Here is an 18413-nt window from a genome sequence, read left to right on the forward strand (position 1 = left end):
CAACGGGCGCTGATACCAGCATGCCGCCACCCTGCTCCTAGTCCAGGGCGCTGCCCTGTTGCCAGGTGGCCCAGTCGACGTTCCAGTCGCCGTAGCCGTTGTTGGCCGCCACCGTGTCGACGGAGTGGACGACGGTGACGGGGTCGCCGAGGTGGACCTGTTCGTAGAACCACCTGGCGTCGCTCGTGCTCATGCCGATGCAGCCGTGGCTGCCGTTGACCACGCCGAACTTGCCCGCGTTCCAGGGCGCAGCGTGCACGTACGTGCCGGACGGGGTGAGCTGGACGTCCCACTTGACCTTGCCGAGGTCGTACGCCTCCTGGCCGAAGATGCGGACGGTACGGGAGTTCATGCGGATGGTCGGGACCTTGCTCAGGACGACCATCGTGCCGTTCCAGGTCTCGTAGCCCTTCTTGCCGCTGGAGACCTTCAGGGTCCGCAGGGTCTTGCCGTTCCTCGCCACCGTCATCGTCTTCTTCCTGACGTCCATCGTGCTCGTGACGGCGTCGCCGATGCGGAAGTTCACGACGCGCTGCTGGGTGCCGTAGACCCCGCCGCCCGCGTTCACGCCCGCGAGGTCCATGCGCAGGGTGATGTCGGTGCCGGGCTTCCAGTAATTCTCGGGGCGGTAGTCGATGCGGTCCCTGCCGTTGCGGTCCTTCATCCAGCTCCAGGCTCCGTCGACCGCGGGGGAGGCGGTGACGTGGAGCTTGCGCTCGACGGCCGCCTTGTCCTGGACCGGCTTGTTGAAGGTGATCGAGACCGGCATCCCGACGCCGACCGTCGTGCCCTTGTCGGGGAAGTACTCGCCGACGACGGCGTTCTTGGGCGCCTCGGTGGTGAAGGACGCGGTCTTGTCGAGCGCCGATCCGCTCTCCGCCTTGCCGTTCACCTTCACCGTGTACGTGGCACCGGGGGCGAGCGGCGTGGTCGAGGTCCACACGGACCTGTCCTTGGACCAGGTGCCGGACAGCTTGCCCGGCCCGGGGGAGCCGACCTCGACGGACGTCAGGGACCCACCGCGGGCATGCACCGTGACCTTCCGTCCGACCGGCACCTTGCCGCCGCCGTCGGCGGGCTGCACGATGATCGCGGGCGGCCCGCTCTTCTTGCCGTCGCTGCCCCCGCCGTCCCCGTCACCGCCGGAACTGCACCCGGCGAGAACGACGGCGACGGCCGACACGAGCACGAGCGGACGCGCGGCCCACCGGACCGACTGAGCTGGCAGGCGCTGTGGCATGGGATCCTCCCCTTTCCCAGGGCTCTGATTGCTTCGGCGTCGCTGGTTCCCTGGTACCCAGACGAAGGCCGTCGGCCCGCCCGGCCACGGACTTTCGCTCACCCGGTCTGTACGGTCTCCGCCGTCGCCGTACCGGCACAGTCCGCGGGCAGTGTGAACCCCTCGGCACCCGATGGGCGTTGCAACGCGCGCCCGGCGCGCGAATCAGCGCTCTCCCGCGCGCCGCGTGACGAGTCCGATGACCGCTGCGGTCGCCGCGAGCGCCGCCACGCTGGTGAGCGCCGTGGGCAGGGAGAACCAGTCCGCCATGAAGCCGATCGCGGGCGGGCCGAGGAGCATGCCGCCGTAGCCGAGGGTGGAGGCGATCGCGACGCCCTCGGGGCCGGCCAGCGTGCCGGCGCGTTCGACGGCGACGGGGAAGAGATTGGCGAGGCCGAGCCCGGTGATCACGAAGCCGAGGATGGCTGCCCACAGGGAGGGGGCGAGCGCGCCGAGCAGCATGCCGGCCGCGGCGATCGCGCCGCCCGTCACGAGGGTGCGGGTGCGGCCGAGGCGTTCGAGGAGCCGTGTCCCCGTCAGCCGGCCGACGGTCATGGCGAGCGCGAAGCAGGAGTAGCCGACGGCCGCCGCACCGGGTGTGGCGTCCAGGTCCTGCTCCAGGTGCAGGGCGCTCCAGTCGGCCAGGGCTCCCTCGCCGTAGGCCGTGCACAGGGCGATCAGTCCGAAGGTGATGACGATGCCGCGCGTGCGGGTGTCGAGGCGGCGGGGGGCGGTCTTCTCCCTCGCCGAGCTCTCGGGCGGCACCGGGGGCCGGAGGCGCAGCAGGGCGCGTCCGGCGACCGCGGTGACCAGCAGGCCGATCACGGTGAGGCCGAACAGGTGCTGCGTGGGGGACAGCGCCCCGGCGACGAGTCCGCCGGCTCCGGCGCCGATCATTCCGCCGAGGCTGAACGCGGCGTGGAAACTGGGCATGATCGGCCGTTGCAGGGCCCTGACCAGGTCGACTGCCGCGCTGTTGAACGCGACGTTGATCCCGCCGTATGCGGCCCCGAAGATCAGCAGTACGGCGCCGAGTGCGACGGCGGAGTGGGTGAGCGGGGGCAGTGCGACGCTCAGGGAGAGCAGGATGCCGCAGACGACGGTGACCCGGTGGCTGCCGTAGCGGCGGCAGAGGCGGCCGGTGAGCATCATCGTGATCACCGCTCCGGCGGAGACCCCCAGCAGGGCCAGTCCGAGGGCGCTGGCGGATGCGCCGGTCTGGTGCTTGATCGCGGGGATGCGGACGACCCAGCCGGCGAAGACGAAGCCGTCGAGGGCGAAGAAGACGGTGAGGGCGATGCGGAGTCGGGTGAGGTCGTCACCGTTGTTGCCCGGCACGACGTTGTGCGTTCGGGATTTGTTTATTTGCGGCACAAAGTCAGGCTAGGCGGGGTGCCGTGATGGAGCAAGGTTCGTGAGGGCGCCGGGCCCGCGAGATACCGCTTCATATGTGTTTGAGTCGCCCTGAGGCGTGTACGCGATGGGTATGACCCGATCGAAGCGTGAGACAGAGCGAAAGTACGCTGCTCCGTCGGCCGACGACACGTCGTGGCTCCCGGAGCTCACCGGCGTGGACGGCATCGCGTCGGTTGTGGAACGAGGCATCGACGAACTGGACGCGGTGTACTACGACACCGAGGACCTGCGCCTGGCCGGTGCGTCGGCCACACTGAGGCGAAGGACGGGTGGGGCCGATGCCGGCTGGCACCTGAAGCTGCCGCTGTCCGGGGACAGCAGGGAGGAGGTGCAGGCCCCGCTGTCCGACACGGTTCCGGACGCCCTGCGTGACCTGGCCCTCTCCCGCACCCGAGGGGCCCAGCTGACACCCCTCGTCCGTATCCGGTCCACCCGCAGGACCTGGCACCTCGTCGATTCCGACCGTGCGGTCCTGGCCGAGCTGACCGTCGACAGCGTCCGTGCGGAGTCCCTGCGCGGCACGACCACACTGGCCGCCTGGACCGAGATGGAGGTCGAGCTCGCCGACGACGCCGACCCCGCGCTGCTGGACCTCGTGGACAAGGCGCTGCACAGGAACGGCATCGACCGCGCCGACTACCCGTCGAAGCTGGCCCGGGCCCTGGAGGCCATCGGTCTGGGCGGGCCCCGCCTGCCGGACGCCCGCGCCGAGCGCGTCGAACCCGGCTCGGCCGGCGACGAGGTCCTCACGTACCTCGACGAGCAGGTGCGCGCCCTGGCGGACCTCGATCCCGCGGTACGCCGTGACCGTCCCGACTCGGTGCACAAGATGCGCGTCACCTGCCGTCGGCTGCGCAGCACCCTGCGCTCCTACCGCTCGGTGCTGGCCCGCGACGTCACCGATCCGATCCGCGACGACCTCAAGTGGCTGGGCGGCGAACTGGGCGCGGAGCGCGACCAGGAGGTCCTCATGGAACGGCTCGGCTCCCGCATCGGCCACGAGCCCCCCGAACTCGTTCTCGGGCCCGTCGCCGCCCGGCTGAAGGCGTGGAACGTGGCCAACACCTCCGCGGCGCGCGAGCGCACCCTGGAGGCCCTGCGCTCGCCCCGCCATCTCGCCCTTCTGGACTCCCTGGCCACGCTCACCGAGCGGCCCCCGCTGCGGCGCAAGGCCGCGCGCAAGCCGAAGAAGGTGATGGTCAAGGCGATCCTCAAGGAGTACGACCGGCTGGCCGACCGGACGACACACGCGCTGGAACTCTCGCCCGGAACGGAACGGGACACGGCCCTCCACGAGGCCCGCAAGTCGGCCAAGAAGACGCGCTACGCCACCGAACCGGCACGTGCCTCGCTCGGCAAGCATGCGAAGCGGCTCGGCAAGCGCGTGAAGGCCGTACAGAAGGTGCTCGGGGACCACCAGGACAGCGTGGTGGCCCGGGACGCCCTGCGGAACCTGGCCCTGGCGGCGCACGCGGCCGCAGAACCCAGTTTCACCTGGGGCCTGTTGTACGGCAAGGAGCGGGCCGTGGCCGCGGAGCGCGAACGGGAGCTGCCCGATGTGTGGGCCGACGCTTCGAAGCGTCGTCTGCGCAAGGCGCTCGTCCGCTGACTCCGGGGCCGCGGGGCTCCGCAGGAACCTTCAGCCGCGCGTCGGCGGTGTGTAGAAGTCGCCGACGGATGTCCAGACGCCCTTCTTCACGACCACCCGCTGCACGCTGCGCGTGCCGAGATGGTCACTCGCGCCGAACTTCATCACCGGCGAGACGCCCGGGTCCACCGAGGACGCCTTCGCGTACGCCGCACTGAGGGCCTGGGAGGTGACGGGCCCCTTGACGGTCTTCGCGATCTCGGCGAACACCTTCGCGTTGCTCCAGCCCCACAGAGCGAGGAATCCGGCGGTCTGACCGGGCTCGTACTTGGCCATCGCGGTCCGGAACTCCTTCACCGCGGGGTCGTCGTCGGAGGGCGCCTTCACCAGCTGTACGGCCTTGAGGCCCTCGGCGGCGTCCTTGGCCAGGGCGATTGTCGACTCGGCGGCGACGGGCGCGTAGGCGTAGGTGGGCAGCGACAGGCCCTGGAGCTTGGCCTCCTTGAGGAAGGCGGCCGCCTCGGGGGAGGTGAGGATCAGGACCACCGCCTGGGTCTTCGCGGCCTTCACCTTGCTGATCACGGGTGTGTAGTCGGTGGTCTGGTACTTGACCGGCAGCCGGTCGACCTCGACCGAGGGATCCACCTTCTTCGCGACCGGCTCCACCTGCTTGGCCACGTTCACGAACGCGGCCGGGTCACTGTGCACGACGAGGATCTTCTTCGCGCCGTCCTGCACCGCCCAGGCGGCGATCGCCGCGGCCTGGTCCTCGTAGAGCGTCTGGGTGCCGAACAGGCCGGGGCGCGGTGGCTTGTACCAGGTCTCCGTGCCGCCCACCTCGTTGAGGACCGGCACCTTGGACTGGTTGAGGACGAACGGGAAGGCCGCCTCAGCCTGGGAGGTGCCGTTCGCGTTGACGATGGCCACGACCTTGTCCTGGCCGACCAGTTCGCGGGCGATCTGCACGGTCTGCTGCGGGTCGGCCGCGTTGTCCTTGACGGTCCACTTGACCTTGCGGCCGTTGATGCCGCCCTTGGCGTTGAGCATCTTGAAGTAGGCGTCGGCGCCCGCCTTCTCGGCCACGCCGTACGTGGCGGTGGCGCCGGTGAGGGGGAGCCACGCGCCGATGTGGATCTCGGAGGAGCTGCCGCCGGCCGCTGCGGAGTCCTGGCCGGCGCAGGCGTTGGCGGTGAGCGCCACCGCGGCCATGACGGCCATCGCTCCCGCGGTACGGCGGAATTTTCTCATCGTTCGGAACACGGTCCACCTCGTTCACAACGGGATTGTCAATTCACTGGGGAAGTGCGGGCGTTGGCCGCCGCGGTCGGGGCGGCCGCGTCCAGGCCGCCGCTGAAGTACGCCGCCTCGGCCAGCGCCGCGAACTCCGGGTCGCCCGGCCGCCCTTGGGCCGCGACGACGCCCTCGTGCAGCACGGCCACCTCGTGGCACACGGACATGGCCCGGCTGAGCAGCTGTTCGAGCAGCACGACGGTCAGGCCTTCGTGGGCCAGCGTGGCCAGCCGGTCGTACACCTCGTCGACCAGGGCAGGGGCCAGCCCGAGTGCCGGTTCGTCGACGATCAGGACGTCCGGCGCGACGATCAGGGCCCGGGCGATGGCGAGCATCTGCTGCTCCCCGCCGGACAGCCCGCCCGCGGAGGCGGACATCCGGTCACGCAGCCGCGCCGGCAGCCACTGGACGGTCTCCTCCAGCCGTGCGCGCAGCGGCGGACCGCTGATGCCCGCCGCGTACGCGGCGACTTCGAGGTTCTCGCGCAGGGAGAGCGTCTTGAACAGGGCCCGCCCCTCGGGCGCCAGGCTGGTGCGAACCGCCCCGCCCAACTCCCGGTCGCCACGGGCCGGTTCGAGCGAGCCGTGCAGGATGCCGGCCAGTGTGCTCTTGCCCGCGCCGTTGGCTCCGGCGATGCCCAGCACGACCCCCTGGCGGACATCGAGATCGACGTCCCGCAGGGCGACCACGCCGCCGTACGTGTGGCCGACCCCGTGCAGGCGGATCATGCTCCGCTCGCCCCCTTGCGCGGGCGGCCGGGTCCTGCCGTCGACGGTTCCCAGGTACGAGGACCGCACCTTCGGGTCCTGCAGAACGGTGTCCGGGGTGCCCTCGCCGATCGTGCGGCCGAAGTCGAACGCGAGCACCCGGTGGGCGACGGAGAAGAGGTCGTCGAGGACGTGGTCGATGACCACGACCGCGGTGCCCTCGGCGTGCAGCCGCCTGATGTGCCGTGCCAGCAGCGCCCGTTCACCCGCGTCGAGGCCGCCGAACGGCTCGTCCAGGACCAGCAGTTTCGGATCCTCGGCCATCGCACGCGCCAGGTCGAGACGCTTCTGCAGACCGAACGGCAGCTCCCCGGGACGGCGGTCGGCCACGTCCGCGAGACCGACGGAGCGCAGCAGCCGCGTGACCTCGGCCCGGTCCCGGGCGGTGATCCGGCGGCGGGTGCACAACACGTTCTCCGCGACGGTGAGTTCGGAGAAGACCTCCGCGTGCTGGAACGTACGGCCGATGCCCAGCCGCCGCCGTGCGGTCGCCCTGGCCTTGAGGAGAGGGCGTCCGGCGAATTCGGCGCTCCCGCTCACCCGGCCGTTGCCGGTGAGCCCCGACAGCGCGTTCAACAGGGTTGTCTTTCCTGCCCCGTTGGGCCCGATGACCGCCAGGATCTCGTTCTGTCGCAGGGACAGCGAGGCGTCCTCCAGGGCCTTGAGTCCGCCGTAGGAGACCGACACGTGCTCCAGGTGCAGCAGGACGGGGCCGTCGCCGGAGGGCCCGAGCGGCGCAATATCCGTCAACTCGTCGGCAGGCAGCGGCACTTCGGCGTCCGGTCGTCGCCGCACCCGCCGTAGGAGGCTTCGTGCGGGCTTGGCGAGGAAGGGTACGACCCCGCCCGGCAGGAACAGAAGCACCGCGATCAACACGAGGCCCTGTACGACGGGTTGGGGCATCCCGACGGCGGACGAGAGGGACGGATTCCAGGTCAGGTAGACGCCCCCGACCACGGCGCCGAGGATGGTGCCGACCCCGCCGAGCACGCATGCCGCGATCAGCGAGATGCCGAAGCTCAGCGAGAACGGATCCGGGCTGACGAACCCGGTGAGCAGGCCCAGCAGCACGCCCGCGAAGCAGGTGCACGCCCCGCTCACCGCGAACGACAGCGACGACTGCGCCTCCGGCGCGATGCCGATCGTACGGGCGGCCAGGGGGTGCGACTTGGCGGCCACCAGCCGCATCCGCAGCCCCGAGGCGGCGGCCGGCACGGCCAGCGCGAGTACGACGGCGGCGGCGCCGACCGCGAGGTACTGGGCCTCGGTGCCGCCACCCAGGAGGGTGCCCAGGCCGAGTGCGCTGCGCAGCTGGACGACCGGCACCCCCTGGTCGCCGCCGGTCACGCTGCTCCAGCGGTTGATCAGCTCCAGGGTCACCGTGGTGAACGCGAGGGTCAGCAGGGCGATGTAGAGCACCGAGAACCTGGCGCCCGCGTACCCCAGGAAGGCGCCCAGGACGGCACCGGTGGCAACGGCCCCGAGAATCACCGCTTCCAGAGGCCATTCGTGACCGCTGCCGTACGCCGCGAAGTAGGCGCCGATGGCGAAGAAGGCGGGATGGCCCACCGACCAGATGCCGGACCAGCCGGCGAGCAGGCCGACCGACAGTACGACGATGGTGTACACGGCCGCGAGGCCCACCGAGTACATCTGGTACGCGGGGATCGCGCCGGAGGCCATGAACGCCATGAGCACCGCGCCGGCGGCCGGGCCCAGGGCGGCCCTGGCCAGGAGGGAACGGTTGAAGACCATGGATGCGACCCCTCAGACCCGTTGGAAGGTGCGGGTGCCGAACATGCCCTGGGGGCGGATCAGCAGGACCAGCACGGTGAACGAGAACACGAACGTGTCCCGGAAGCTGGCGGAGACGTAGTTCGCCGCCATGTTGTCCAGGACGCCGATGGTCAGCCCGCCGAGGACGGCGCCGTACATGCTGGTCAGGCCGCCCAGGAAGATTCCGGCGAAGGCCCGGAACAGGGGCGCGACGAGCGCGGTGGGCACCAGGCCGGACCGCGGTGCGTACAGACAGGCGGCCAGCGCGGCCAGCCCCAGCCCGAGCGCCCAGGAGATCCTGGCGAGCCGTTGCGAACTCAGCCCGACCACGCGGGCGGTGTCCGCCGACTCGGCCGCGGCGCGCATGGCCGAGCCGAGTGTGGTGCGGGCGAACAGATAGCCCACCAGCGCCATCGCCACGGCGGCCACGGCGATCGTCACCAGGCTCTGGACCGGCACCGCGGCGCCCGACCAGCGCACCGACCCGTCGACCAGATTGGGGAAGTCCTTGGGCTGGTCGCCCCAGATCGATCCGGCTGTGCTCTCCGCGACCAGGGACACGCCCATCGTCACCACGAGCGCGGAGAACAACTGCCCCTGCCCCAGCGGCCGGATCACCGTCTCGCGCACCACCAGGCCCGCCGCCACGGTGATCGCGACGGCGGCGAGGATGCCGAGCACCGTCGCCACACCGCGGTCGTGGAGCGAGAGCGCCACATACAGGCCCAGGGTCGCGAGCGAGGCCATCGCGAAGTTCACGACGTCCGTGGCCCGGTAGATGATGACCAGCCCGAGACCCATGAGGCCGTACACGGCTCCACTGGCCACACCGCTGACCAGGACAAGCAGGAACTGACTCACAGTCCCTCCCTCGGAAAAGAGCGCGTTCGCGCCACGCATGTGAGAAGCATGATCACCTCACGAACCACGGAGTCAAAGTGAACTCAATTCAGTAAGCTAGGTACTCCGGTGCCGGGCGGGCAAGACTCGTGCACAGGATTTGTGCCGAGCGGCCGGCCGGAGATCAGTGACCGACGGTCGTCGGAGTCTCGGTGAGCGCCGTCCGTGCCGCCGCCAGGCCGAAGACCAGCGCCGGTGCGAGCCCGCCCGCGTAGGCGCGCCGGTACAGCCCGCCCGCGTCCGCGCCGGCCACGAGCAGGCCGGGTACCGGAGCGGGCCGGTCCGAGTCCGCGGTCAGTGCGTGCGCGCCGGCGTCGATCAGCAGGCCACCGAACGTGAACGTGATCGCCGGGGCCGCCTCGACGACGTAGTACGGCGGTTCGTCGAGCGGCCGGCGGTCGAGCAGCCGACCGGGCGTCGTCGCGCCGTTCGCGCTCACGGTGGCGTTGAACTCCTCGATGCGGTCGCGGATCGTGGCGCCGGGATAACCCCACTCCTCGGGCATCGACGCGAAGTCCTCCAGGCTGTCCGCCACCGCGCTGCGGGCACCTGCACGATGGCACAGCTGGAACTTGTCCACGCCCGGGATGCCCTCCACGTACGAGGCGCTGATCCACTCACGGTGCACCCGCGCGTCGGCGACCAACAGGCCGCGGGACTCCGGCCGTTCCAGCAGCGCCATGGTGGTCAGATGATCCCCGACCGTCTCGTCGACGAAGCGCTCGCCGGCCGTGTCGAACAGCAGGGCGTGCTCGCTGTAGTAGAGCGCCAGGTCGACGAAGCGTGCGGGGTCGGCCAGGGAGACGCCCGCCGGCATCAAGTGCCCGTAGAACCCGGCGTCCTTCTTGCCGAACGCCGCGCCCGCGCCGCGCCCGAGCCTGAGGCCGTCGCCCCGGCTGCGCGGGTTGGCGCGCAGTCCGATGTCCGCGGCCCGCGGATGCACGTGCTCGGCGCGCAGGCCCGGATCCCCCTGGAAACCGCCGGTCGCGAGCAGGGTCCAGGTGGCCTGGATCCGGCGCCGGGATCCGTCCGGCAGGAGGCAGTCGGCACCCTTGACCACGCCGTCCTCCGTCACGAGGGAGACGGTCCGGGTGGCGGTCAGCACTTCCTGGCCGCGGTCGCGGATCAGCCGCTCGCACGTGTCGAGGTAGTGGTTCGTGTCCACCTGGTGACCGCGGCCGAAGCCGAGCACCGGAACCGGCGGCCGGCACTCCACGCCGAGCGACCGGATCCAGGCCACGCCGTCGGCGAACCCGTCCACCAGGGCGGCGGCCAGCTCCGGGTCTCCGTCCGGGTTGACCCGGCGCATCTCCTCGACGGTCGGGGTCGTCCATACGAAACCGGCGAAGCGGGCGGAGCCGCCGGTGCGTTCCGCCTTCTCCACCACAACCACCGAGCCGCCCTCCGCGGCCACCCGGGCGGCGGCCGAGAGTCCGGCCATGCCGCCGCCTATCACCAGCAGATCCACTGTCTCCGCATCCATAGCGGGTCCCACCGCCTTCACGTCGCCGAGTGGAACAAGACGCTAATTGAACTCACTTCTGGAGTCGAGAGGGTGGTCGACAAGTGGTGCGACAGTACGGGTTTCGGCCGAGTCGGCCGTCAGTCGGGAATGAGGACCGCACGCCCCCGCACATCACCGGTGCGGAGCCTCGCCATGGCCTCCGGCATGCTCGACAGCGCGAACCGTTCGACCCCCACCTGCAGCACGCCCTTGCGTGCCAGGGCCACGACCTCTTCCAGTTCGGGCAGGGTCCCCCAGAAGGGCAGCGAGATCCGCGTCCCGGGAGGGAGTACGCCGGGCTTGCGGACCGCGAGTTCCCCGCCGCCGCTGCCCACCACGGCCAGTTCTCCGCCCGGCCGCAGCACGTCCACCGCCGGCTGCAGACTGGAGGAGCTGCCCACGAAGTCGAGCACGGCCACCGCCCCGACTCCGCCCGTCCGCTCCCGCAGGACCGCCGCGGTGTCGGGCCGCAGAAGCGTTCCGAAGTGCGCCCCGCACTCGTCGGCCAGGACGAGCGCCTCCTCCCGCACGTCCACGGCCAGCACCTGTGCGGTCGTCGTGGCGCGCAGGATCTGGACGGCCAGATGCCCCAGGCCGCCGATGCCGAGGACGACCACGCAGGCATCCGGGACGTCGTCGTTCCATGCATGCCGGACTGTGGTCACGGCGTGGTACGCGGTGAGCCCGGCATCCGACAAGGGCGCGGCCCGGTCGGCGGCCAGGTCGCCGACCGGGACCAGCAGTCGCCCGGACGGTACGAGCATCAGGTCCGCCATCCCGCCGTCGCGCCCGAGTCCCGCCCCCGTGCCGACGCGGTCGGCGTCCAGAGCCGCGCGCCGGTCGCAGTAGTTCTCCGCGCCGACCGCGCAGCGCGCGCAACGCCCGCAGCCCCAGGGGCCGTAGACGACCACGCGTTCACCGACCGCCGGACCCGTGGCGAGCGGGCCGCGCTCCACCACTCGGCCCGCGACCTCGTGTCCGAGGGTGAACGGAATCCGGTACGGGAGGTCTCCCGGCCGGGCGTCGACGACGTGGAGGTCCGAACGGCAGAGGCCGGCCGCCTCCACCTGGACCAGCACCTCTTCGGCCGTGGGGGTGGGGCGTGCCACCTCGGTGAGGATCGGCGGGCCGCCCCACCGGGTCAGTCGTACCGCTCTCGTCCTGCCTGTTGACATACCTGAGACATTAACAAAAATGAAGTCAGTTCAGTAGCCGACTGTGAGGTGGTGGTCGTGCATGGGCGGTGAGCACGTGGGGCGCTTCGCCGGGCGGGTCGCCCTCGTCACCGGTGCGGGATCCGGCATCGGCGCGGCGGTCGCCCGGGGACTTGCCGCACAGGGGGCCGAGGTGTTCGTCGCGGACGTCGACGGCCCGGCGGCGCAGGCCGTCGCGAAGGAGCTGCCGCGAGCGCATTCCCTCACCGTCGACGTGGCCGACCCCGCGCAGGTCGACGAGGCCTTCGACGAAGTCGTACGGCGGCACGGACGGCTCGACGTCGTGGTGCACGCGGCCGGAGTCGACGACCCCACGGCCAAGGAGTGGATCGCCGAGGCCCTGGTCGCGGACCGGCCGCCGGAGGTGACGGCGCGGCTCGGCGACGAGGCATGGCGGCGCGTCATGCGCGTCAACCTGGACGGCACGTTTCATGTGCTGCGTGGCGCTCTGCGGGTCATGGTGCCGCACCGGTCCGGAACCGTGGTGACGGTGGGCTCCTCGTCGGCCTTCGACGCCCAGGCCGGCTATCCGCACTACGCGGCCTCGAAGGCCGGGGTGCATGCGCTGAGCCAGTCGGTGGCCAAGGAGGCCATCGCGTTCGGGGTTCGCGTCAACACGGTGGCGCCGGGGCCGACGGAGACGGGGATGGCGGCGCGGACGCCTGCGGCGCTTCGGCGGGGGTTTGCCGATCCGCGGGTTCGTCCGTATGCGACGGCGGAGGAGATTGCCGACGTTGCGTTGTTCCTGGCGAGTTCGGAGGCGGCGAATCTTGTGGGCGCTGTGTTGCTGGCGAATGGTGGGCGGTTCACGGTGTGAGGGACCAACCCCGAGTGGTCGGCTGCGGGTTGTTTGTGGCTGGTCGCGCCCACGCGGCGGAGCCGCACGATGTCACAGCCCCGCGCCCCTGAGGGGTGTGGTCGAGGGAGGTTTGGATGTTTCGGCTCGATGCCGATCCAGCGCTGTTGCTGGAGAGCGATGAGCAGCGTCAACTTCGAGGAGTCCTACGGGCCTTGCTTGCTGAGACCTGTGGGCCAGAGGAGATCCGTGGGCAAGCCGAGAGCCCGCGCGGGTACGACCAGGTGCTCTGGGAACGGCTCGCCGGCGAGATCGGAGTGCACGGGCTTGCCCTGCCCGACGAGTACGGCGGGAGCGGGTACACGTTTGCCGAACTTGCCGTGGTGCTGCAGGAGACCGGGCGTGTGCTGTGTCCCGCGCCTCTGCTGACCACCGTCGTCCTCGCCGGACACGCCCTGTTGGGCAGCGGCGATCGACGGGCCTGTGCGCGCTGGCTGCCGGGCATCGCCGCCGGCGCACTCACGGCGACGGTCGCCGGATTCCTGCACCCTGCCGACGTGACGGCTGAGCGCACCCCGGGCGGCTGGGTACTGCGCGGGGAGGCCGACTTCGTGCCCGGCGGGCAGGGTGCCGATCTGATGCTCGTCGCCGCCCGCGCACCGGACGGGGAGCGGCTGTTCGCCTGTGAGCCGGACGGTGCGACCTGCGACCGTGCGGCTCGGCGGGTCCTGGACTCCACGCGGCGTCAGGCACTCGTGCGCTTCCGGGGGGCGCCGGCCGAGGCGGTCGGTGAGCCCGGGCAGGCGGCGGGAGTCGTCGAGGCCGTGCTCGACGCGGGCCGGGTGGCTCTGGCCGCCGAGCACGTCGGTGGCAGTGCGCACGCCCTGGACGCCGTACTCGATTACGTGTCCCAACGGACCCAGTTCGGGCGTGTCATCGGCTCGTTCCAGGCCGTCAAGCACCGGCTGGCCGATCTGCTCGTCGAGGTCGAGGGTGCACGGTCGGCCTCGGCGTACGCGAGCGCCTGTCTTGCCGGAGATACGTCGGAACTGCCCGTGGCCGCGAGTGCCGCAGCCGTTGCGTGCACTGGTGCCTATCGCCTCGCCGTCACGGAATACGTGCAGCTCCACGGCGGGATCGGCTTCACGTGGGAGCACCCGGCCCATCTGTATCTGCGCCGGGCACGGGCCGACGAGGCGCTGTTGGGGACGGGCGACGACCATCGCCTGCGCCTGGCCGGTCTGCTCGGCCTCACCGGCCGTACCGGCTGATCACGCGCCGGCCGATCGGAGCGGTCACCGCCTCCCGATCCATTGACAGGGGCACCCATCCGCCCACAGAATCGAACTCAATTCAGTTCAGTTTGGAGGAGCTCATGGCAGTCGAGGACGAGATCCAGTTCGAGCGGGACGGGCATGTGGCACGGGTCTGGCTGAACCGGCCGCACAAGAAGAACTGTGTGACCGTGCCGATCCTGAACCGGCTGGACGAGATCATCACCGAGGTCGACGCCGACCCCGAGCTGCGCGTGCTGGTGCTGCGCGGCCGCGGCAACACCTTCTGTTCCGGGTTCGACCTGGACAGCCTCAAGGCCGACTTCGTCGGCAGGTCCAACGCCATCGACGTCGCCGTGCTGTCGGCGAAGGTCTGCGACCGGCTCTACTCGATGAAGACCCCGTCGATCGCGGTCCTCGAGGGTCATGTCACCGCGGGTGGCTTCGAGTTGATGATCTCCTGCGACTTCGCGATCGCCGCGGACGACGCCCTGATCGGGGACTTCCACATCCGGCGCGCACTGTTCGGCGGTGCTGGACCGATCTACCGGGTGCCGCGCATGATCGGCGTCCGCAAGACCAAGGAGCTGATGCTCACCGGCAAGCTGCTCACCGGGGTCGAGGCCGCCGAGTTCGGCCTCATCAACTCCTCGGCACCCGCGGACAAGCTCGACGCCACCGTCGAGGAGTTCGCCGACCAGCTCATCGACAAGAGCCCGTTCACCATGTGGATCACCAAGATGACCATCGACCGCAGCCTCGACGCCGACATCCAGTCGCTGATGGTCATGGAGCACCTCGCGGTCGGCGTGATGCTCAACTCCGAGGACGCGGCGGAGGGTGTGTCGGCGTTCCTGGAGAAGCGGGAGCCGCAGTGGAAGGGCCGCTGAGCGCGGTGCGGGAGACCGGGAGCCGGCTTCGCGGCTCCCGGTGCGCCGACTGCGCGGTGGCCACCTACCCCGCCGACCCGGCGTGTCCGCGCTGCGGAGGGCCGGCCGAGCCGGTCGTGCTCTCCGCCACGGGCACGCTGTGGACCTGGACCGTGCAGCGGTACGCGCCCAAAACGCCGCCGTACGTTCCGCCCGCCGCCGGATTCGCCCCGTTCGCCGTCGGATACGTCGAACTGCCGGAAGGAGTACGGGTGTTGGCCGTCCTCGACATCCGGCCAGAGGAGGCGGAGATCGGCATGCCGCTCACGATCACGGCGGGGGACGGCGTGCCGAGAGCCGCGGGAGCCGCCGTATGAGCGGCGAGGACGTGCTCGTCTGCGGCGCCGGGATCACCTCCTTCGCCCGTACGGAGGCGAGCGGCCGGCAGCTGGCAGTGCAGGCCGTGCGGTCCGCCCTCGTCGACGCAGGACTGCCGTGGTCGCGGGTGCGGGCGGCGTACGGCGGCAGCGATGCGGCCGGCAACGCCGACACGTTGGTCGCGGAACTCGGCCTGACGGGCGTGCCGTTCACGAACGTGCGCAACGGCTGTGCGACCGGCGGCAGCGCACTGGTTGCAGCCGTGGGCGCGATCCGGTCCGGGGCGGCGGACGTCGCTCTCGCGGTCGGCTTCGACAAGCATCCGCGCGGCGCCTTCGACCCGCGGCCCGCCGACTGGGGGCTCGACGAGGCGTACGGCCGCGACGGGCTGATGGTGACCACGCAGTTCTTCGCCATGAAGATCCAGCGGTACATGCACGACCACGGCATCAGCGCCCGCACCCTCGCGCTGGTCGCCGAGAAGGCGTACGCCAACGGAGTGCTCAACCCGCACGCCTGGCGCCGCAAGCCGCTCGACGCGGACGAGATCCTGGCGTCCGGGATGGTCAACGACCCCCTGACCAGATACATGTTCTGCTCGCCCGGCCAGGGTGCCGTCGCCCTGATCCTGTGCAGCAGGGCGGTGGCCCGCGAACTCGGCGGAACGCCGGTCACGCTGCGGGCGGCGGTCGTACGGACCCGTCGGTTCGGCTCCTTCGAGGTGTTCAGCCCCTGGGCGCCGCCCGGGACGCCGACGAGTGTGAGCGCCGACGCCGCTCAACACGCCTTCGAGGAAGCCGGGTTGGGGCCGCGCGACATCGACGTGTGCCAGCTGCAGGACACCGAGAGCGGCGCCGAGGTGATGCACCTGGCCGAGTGCGGGTTCTGCGAGCACGGCGAGCAGGAGTCTCTCATCCCGTTCGGGGCGACCGGCATCGGCGGCTCGCTGCCGGTCAACACCGACGGCGGGTGCATCGCCAACGGCGAGCCCATCGGCGCCTCCGGACTGCGCCAGGTCCACGAGGTCGTGCAGCAGTTGCGCGGCCGCGCCGGCGAACGGCAGGTGCCGGGGGATCCGTCGACCGGCTTCACCCATGTCTACGGGGCACCGGGCGTCAGCGCCTGCACCGTGCTGACCCGCTGAGGACCGTGCTGACCGGCTGAAAGGAGGATCATGGACGGCATACCCGGCCCGGACGAGTTCCGCGCCGAGGCCCGCAACTGGCTGACCGGCGTGGCGAAAGAGCGCGCCGCAGACCGGGAATGGGGCCGTGGCGACGACTCGGTGGCCGTCTTCGAGAACTGGACCGAGGCCGAGGAGCGTGCCCACACCGACCGTATACGGGACTGGGAGCGCATCCGGTACGACCAGGGCTGGGGCGCGTTCGGCTGGCCGCCCGAGTACGGCGGGCGTGAACTGCCCTCGTACTACGAGCAGTTGTACCGCGCCGAGGAGGCCGCCTTCGACGTGCCGCGACGCACCGAGGTCTTCCCGGTCACCCAGCAGCTCGTCGCCCCAGCCGTCCGAATCTGGGGCACGGAGGAGCAGAAGCGCCGCTGGCTGCGCGCCATGCTCCGCACCGACGAACTCGCCTGCCAGCTCTTCTCGGAGACCGAGGCGGGTTCCGATCTCGCTGCCGTCCGCACCCGGGCGGTGCGGGAGGGCGACGGCTGGGTCCTGCGCGGGCACAAGATCTGGACGTCCGGTGCCCGGGTCGCCACCTGGGGCGTGGCCGTGTGCCGCACCGACCCGGACGTACCCAAACACGCGGGCATCACGGTCTTCCTGGTGCGGATGGACGCGCCGGGCGTGACCGTACGGCCCATCCGGCAGATGACCGGTGGCGCCAGCTTCAACGAGGTCTATCTGGACGACGTGTTCGTGCCCGACAGCGACCGGCTCGGCCCCGTCGGCGAGGGCTGGCGGGTCACCCTCACCGTGCTCGCCGCCGAACGCCTCGACTCCGGCGGCCTCGGCCTGGACAACGCCGACCGCGCTCTCGACCTCGCCCGGCACCTGCCCCGCCCGCTCACCGGCGGCGAACGGCAGCAGGCGGCCGACCTGTTCGTGCGCACGCTCGTCCAGCGGCTCATCGGGCTGCGTGTGACCTCGGCCCTTGCGGCCGGCCGTGAGCCGGGCGCCGAGGCCTCGGTCGGCAAGCTGCACGCCACCGCGACCATGCGCGCCACCACCGACCTCGTCCAGCAACTCCTCGGGCCGCGCCTGGCCGCCGACACGGGGGAGTGGGGCACGTTCGCCTGGACCGAGCACCTGCTCGGCGCTCCCGGCTACCGGATCGCCGGCGGCAGCGACGAGATCCAGCGCAACATCCTGGCCGAGCGGGTGCTGCGGCTGCCCAAGGAGCCGAAAGGAGCGGGAAGTTGAGTACGACGACCGAGGTGACCGAACTCGGGCGACGGGTCCGTGAGCGGCTCGCGGATCGACACCCGGGCGAGCACGTCAGTGACCTGCGCACGCTGCCCGGCGGCCACTCGGGCCTCACCTATGTCGTCACGGCGGGACCGGCCTCGTACGTCGTGAAAGCGGTGCCACCGGGACAACGCCCCGTCGGCCGCAACGACGTCCTGCGTCAGGCACTGGTCCTGCGCGCACTCGCCGGATCACCGGTGCCCGTGCCGGGTGTCCTCGCCGTCGACGAGGGTGAACCCGCCTGGTTCGCCATGGAGTTCGTGGACGGCGAGGCGATCGAGCCGGTCCTCGACGAGCACCGGCTCGATCCGGGGCTCTGCCGGGCCCGGATGCTGGCCCTGGCCGACGTGCTCCGGGATCTGCACGGCACGACGGGACCGGAGGCGGGTGAACCGCTGGACCCGGCAGGGGAGTTGGAGAGGTGGAGCCGCACCATGCGGGCCGTGCCGCCGGAACTGCGTCCCGGGGCCGAGGATCTGTTGGACGTCCTGGCCTCGCGCATCCCCGACGGCATTCCTGCCACCCTCACCCACGGCGACTTCCGCCTCGGCAACGTCCTGTGCCGGGGCGAACGTCCGGCCGCCGTCGTCGACTGGGAGATCTGGGCGTACGGCGATCCGCGCATCGACCTCGCCTGGTTCCTCCTCTTCGCCGACCACCGAAACTTCCCCCGGGTGGGCCGTGCCGTCTCCGGCCTACCCGGTGAGGAAGAGCTGCTCACCGCCTATCTGGACGGCCGTCCCGAACCCCCCACCCTCGACTGGTTCCGTGCCCTGGCCCGCACCAAGATGGCCGCGATCATGGGCCACAACCTGCGCCGGCACCGCGAGGGCAAGCACCACGACCCTGACCAGGAGCGGCTGCCGCCGACCATCGCGGCAATGATCCGCACGGCCCGCGACATCCTCGCCCGACGGCCTTGAAGGAGCGC

The 18413-nt window shown here is 71.2% G+C and carries 15 protein-coding genes; 8 read left to right on the forward strand and 7 right to left on the reverse strand.

Annotated elements, in window-relative coordinates:
* Positions 1-37: 37 nt before the first annotated feature.
* Together ABZ880_RS50030 and ABZ880_RS50035 are read right to left on the reverse strand one after the other, a co-directional pair.
* Complete coding sequence (locus ABZ880_RS50030; protein ID WP_361277758.1) at positions 38-1240, reverse strand: Ig-like domain-containing protein; 1203 nt, start codon at positions 1238-1240, stop codon at positions 38-40.
* 204 nt (positions 1241-1444) lie between these two features.
* Positions 1445-2617, reverse strand: coding sequence for an MFS transporter (locus ABZ880_RS50035; protein ID WP_361277759.1), 1173 nt, complete (start codon positions 2615-2617; stop codon positions 1445-1447).
* Between the two features lie 148 nt (positions 2618-2765).
* Here ABZ880_RS50035 and ABZ880_RS50040 point away from each other — a divergent pair, with 148 nt between their 5' ends.
* Entirely contained in the window at positions 2766-4304 is a 1539-nt protein-coding gene (locus tag ABZ880_RS50040) for a CYTH and CHAD domain-containing protein (RefSeq protein WP_361277760.1), read from the forward strand.
* Positions 4305-4334: 30 nt separating this feature from the next.
* Here the strand turns inward: ABZ880_RS50040 and ABZ880_RS50045 are convergent, their stop codons facing one another.
* The 5 genes from ABZ880_RS50045 to ABZ880_RS50065 form a co-directional block, all read right to left on the reverse strand.
* Entirely contained in the window at positions 4335-5501 is a 1167-nt protein-coding gene (locus ABZ880_RS50045) for an ABC transporter substrate-binding protein (protein ID WP_361277761.1), read from the reverse strand.
* Positions 5502-5569: 68 nt separating this feature from the next.
* The gene (locus ABZ880_RS50050) at positions 5570-8095 is read right to left on the reverse strand and encodes an ATP-binding cassette domain-containing protein (RefSeq protein ID WP_361277762.1); all 2526 of its coding nucleotides are present in this window, start codon (positions 8093-8095) and stop codon (positions 5570-5572) included.
* Positions 8096-8107: 12 nt separating this feature from the next.
* Complete coding sequence (locus ABZ880_RS50055; protein WP_361277763.1) at positions 8108-8977, reverse strand: branched-chain amino acid ABC transporter permease; 870 nt, start codon at positions 8975-8977, stop codon at positions 8108-8110.
* A gap of 163 nt (positions 8978-9140) precedes the next feature.
* The gene (locus ABZ880_RS50060) at positions 9141-10499 is read right to left on the reverse strand and encodes an FAD-dependent oxidoreductase (RefSeq protein ID WP_361277764.1); all 1359 of its coding nucleotides are present in this window, start codon (positions 10497-10499) and stop codon (positions 9141-9143) included.
* A gap of 119 nt (positions 10500-10618) precedes the next feature.
* Positions 10619-11695, reverse strand: a complete 1077-nt coding sequence (locus ABZ880_RS50065) for an NAD(P)-dependent alcohol dehydrogenase (RefSeq protein WP_361277765.1) — start codon at positions 11693-11695, stop codon at positions 10619-10621.
* A gap of 61 nt (positions 11696-11756) precedes the next feature.
* Between ABZ880_RS50065 and ABZ880_RS50070 the strand changes: the two genes are divergently transcribed.
* From ABZ880_RS50070 to ABZ880_RS50100, 7 genes are all read left to right on the forward strand, one after another.
* Positions 11757-12551: an SDR family NAD(P)-dependent oxidoreductase gene (locus tag ABZ880_RS50070; protein WP_361277766.1), complete on the forward strand. Its 795-nt coding sequence runs from the start codon at positions 11757-11759 to the stop codon at positions 12549-12551.
* Between the two features lie 116 nt (positions 12552-12667).
* Complete coding sequence (locus tag ABZ880_RS50075) at positions 12668-13801, forward strand: acyl-CoA dehydrogenase family protein (RefSeq protein ID WP_361277767.1); 1134 nt, start codon at positions 12668-12670, stop codon at positions 13799-13801.
* 104 nt (positions 13802-13905) lie between these two features.
* The gene (locus ABZ880_RS50080) at positions 13906-14694 is read left to right on the forward strand and encodes an enoyl-CoA hydratase/isomerase family protein (RefSeq protein ID WP_361277768.1); all 789 of its coding nucleotides are present in this window, start codon (positions 13906-13908) and stop codon (positions 14692-14694) included.
* A complete protein-coding gene (locus ABZ880_RS50085) occupies positions 14679-15050 on the forward strand; it encodes an OB-fold domain-containing protein (RefSeq protein ID WP_361277769.1) in 372 nt (123 codons plus the stop codon). Before ABZ880_RS50080 ends, ABZ880_RS50085 begins: the two co-directional genes overlap by 16 nt.
* Positions 15047-16195 carry a thiolase family protein gene (locus ABZ880_RS50090; RefSeq protein WP_361277770.1) on the forward strand — a complete coding sequence of 383 codons (1149 nt, stop codon included), beginning with the start codon at positions 15047-15049 and terminating at the stop codon, positions 16193-16195. The genes ABZ880_RS50085 and ABZ880_RS50090 overlap by 4 nt, the downstream gene beginning before the upstream one ends.
* 30 nt (positions 16196-16225) lie before the next feature.
* Complete coding sequence (locus ABZ880_RS50095; RefSeq protein WP_361277771.1) at positions 16226-17437, forward strand: acyl-CoA dehydrogenase family protein; 1212 nt, start codon at positions 16226-16228, stop codon at positions 17435-17437.
* Positions 17434-18405 carry a phosphotransferase family protein gene (locus tag ABZ880_RS50100; RefSeq protein ID WP_361277772.1) on the forward strand — a complete coding sequence of 324 codons (972 nt, stop codon included), beginning with the start codon at positions 17434-17436 and terminating at the stop codon, positions 18403-18405. The genes ABZ880_RS50095 and ABZ880_RS50100 overlap by 4 nt, the downstream gene beginning before the upstream one ends.
* Positions 18406-18413: the final 8 nt, after the last annotated feature.

Origin of the sequence: Streptomyces sp. NPDC047043 (assembly GCF_040644055.1) — a bacterium.
Lineage (GTDB): Bacteria > Actinomycetota > Actinomycetes > Streptomycetales > Streptomycetaceae > Streptomyces.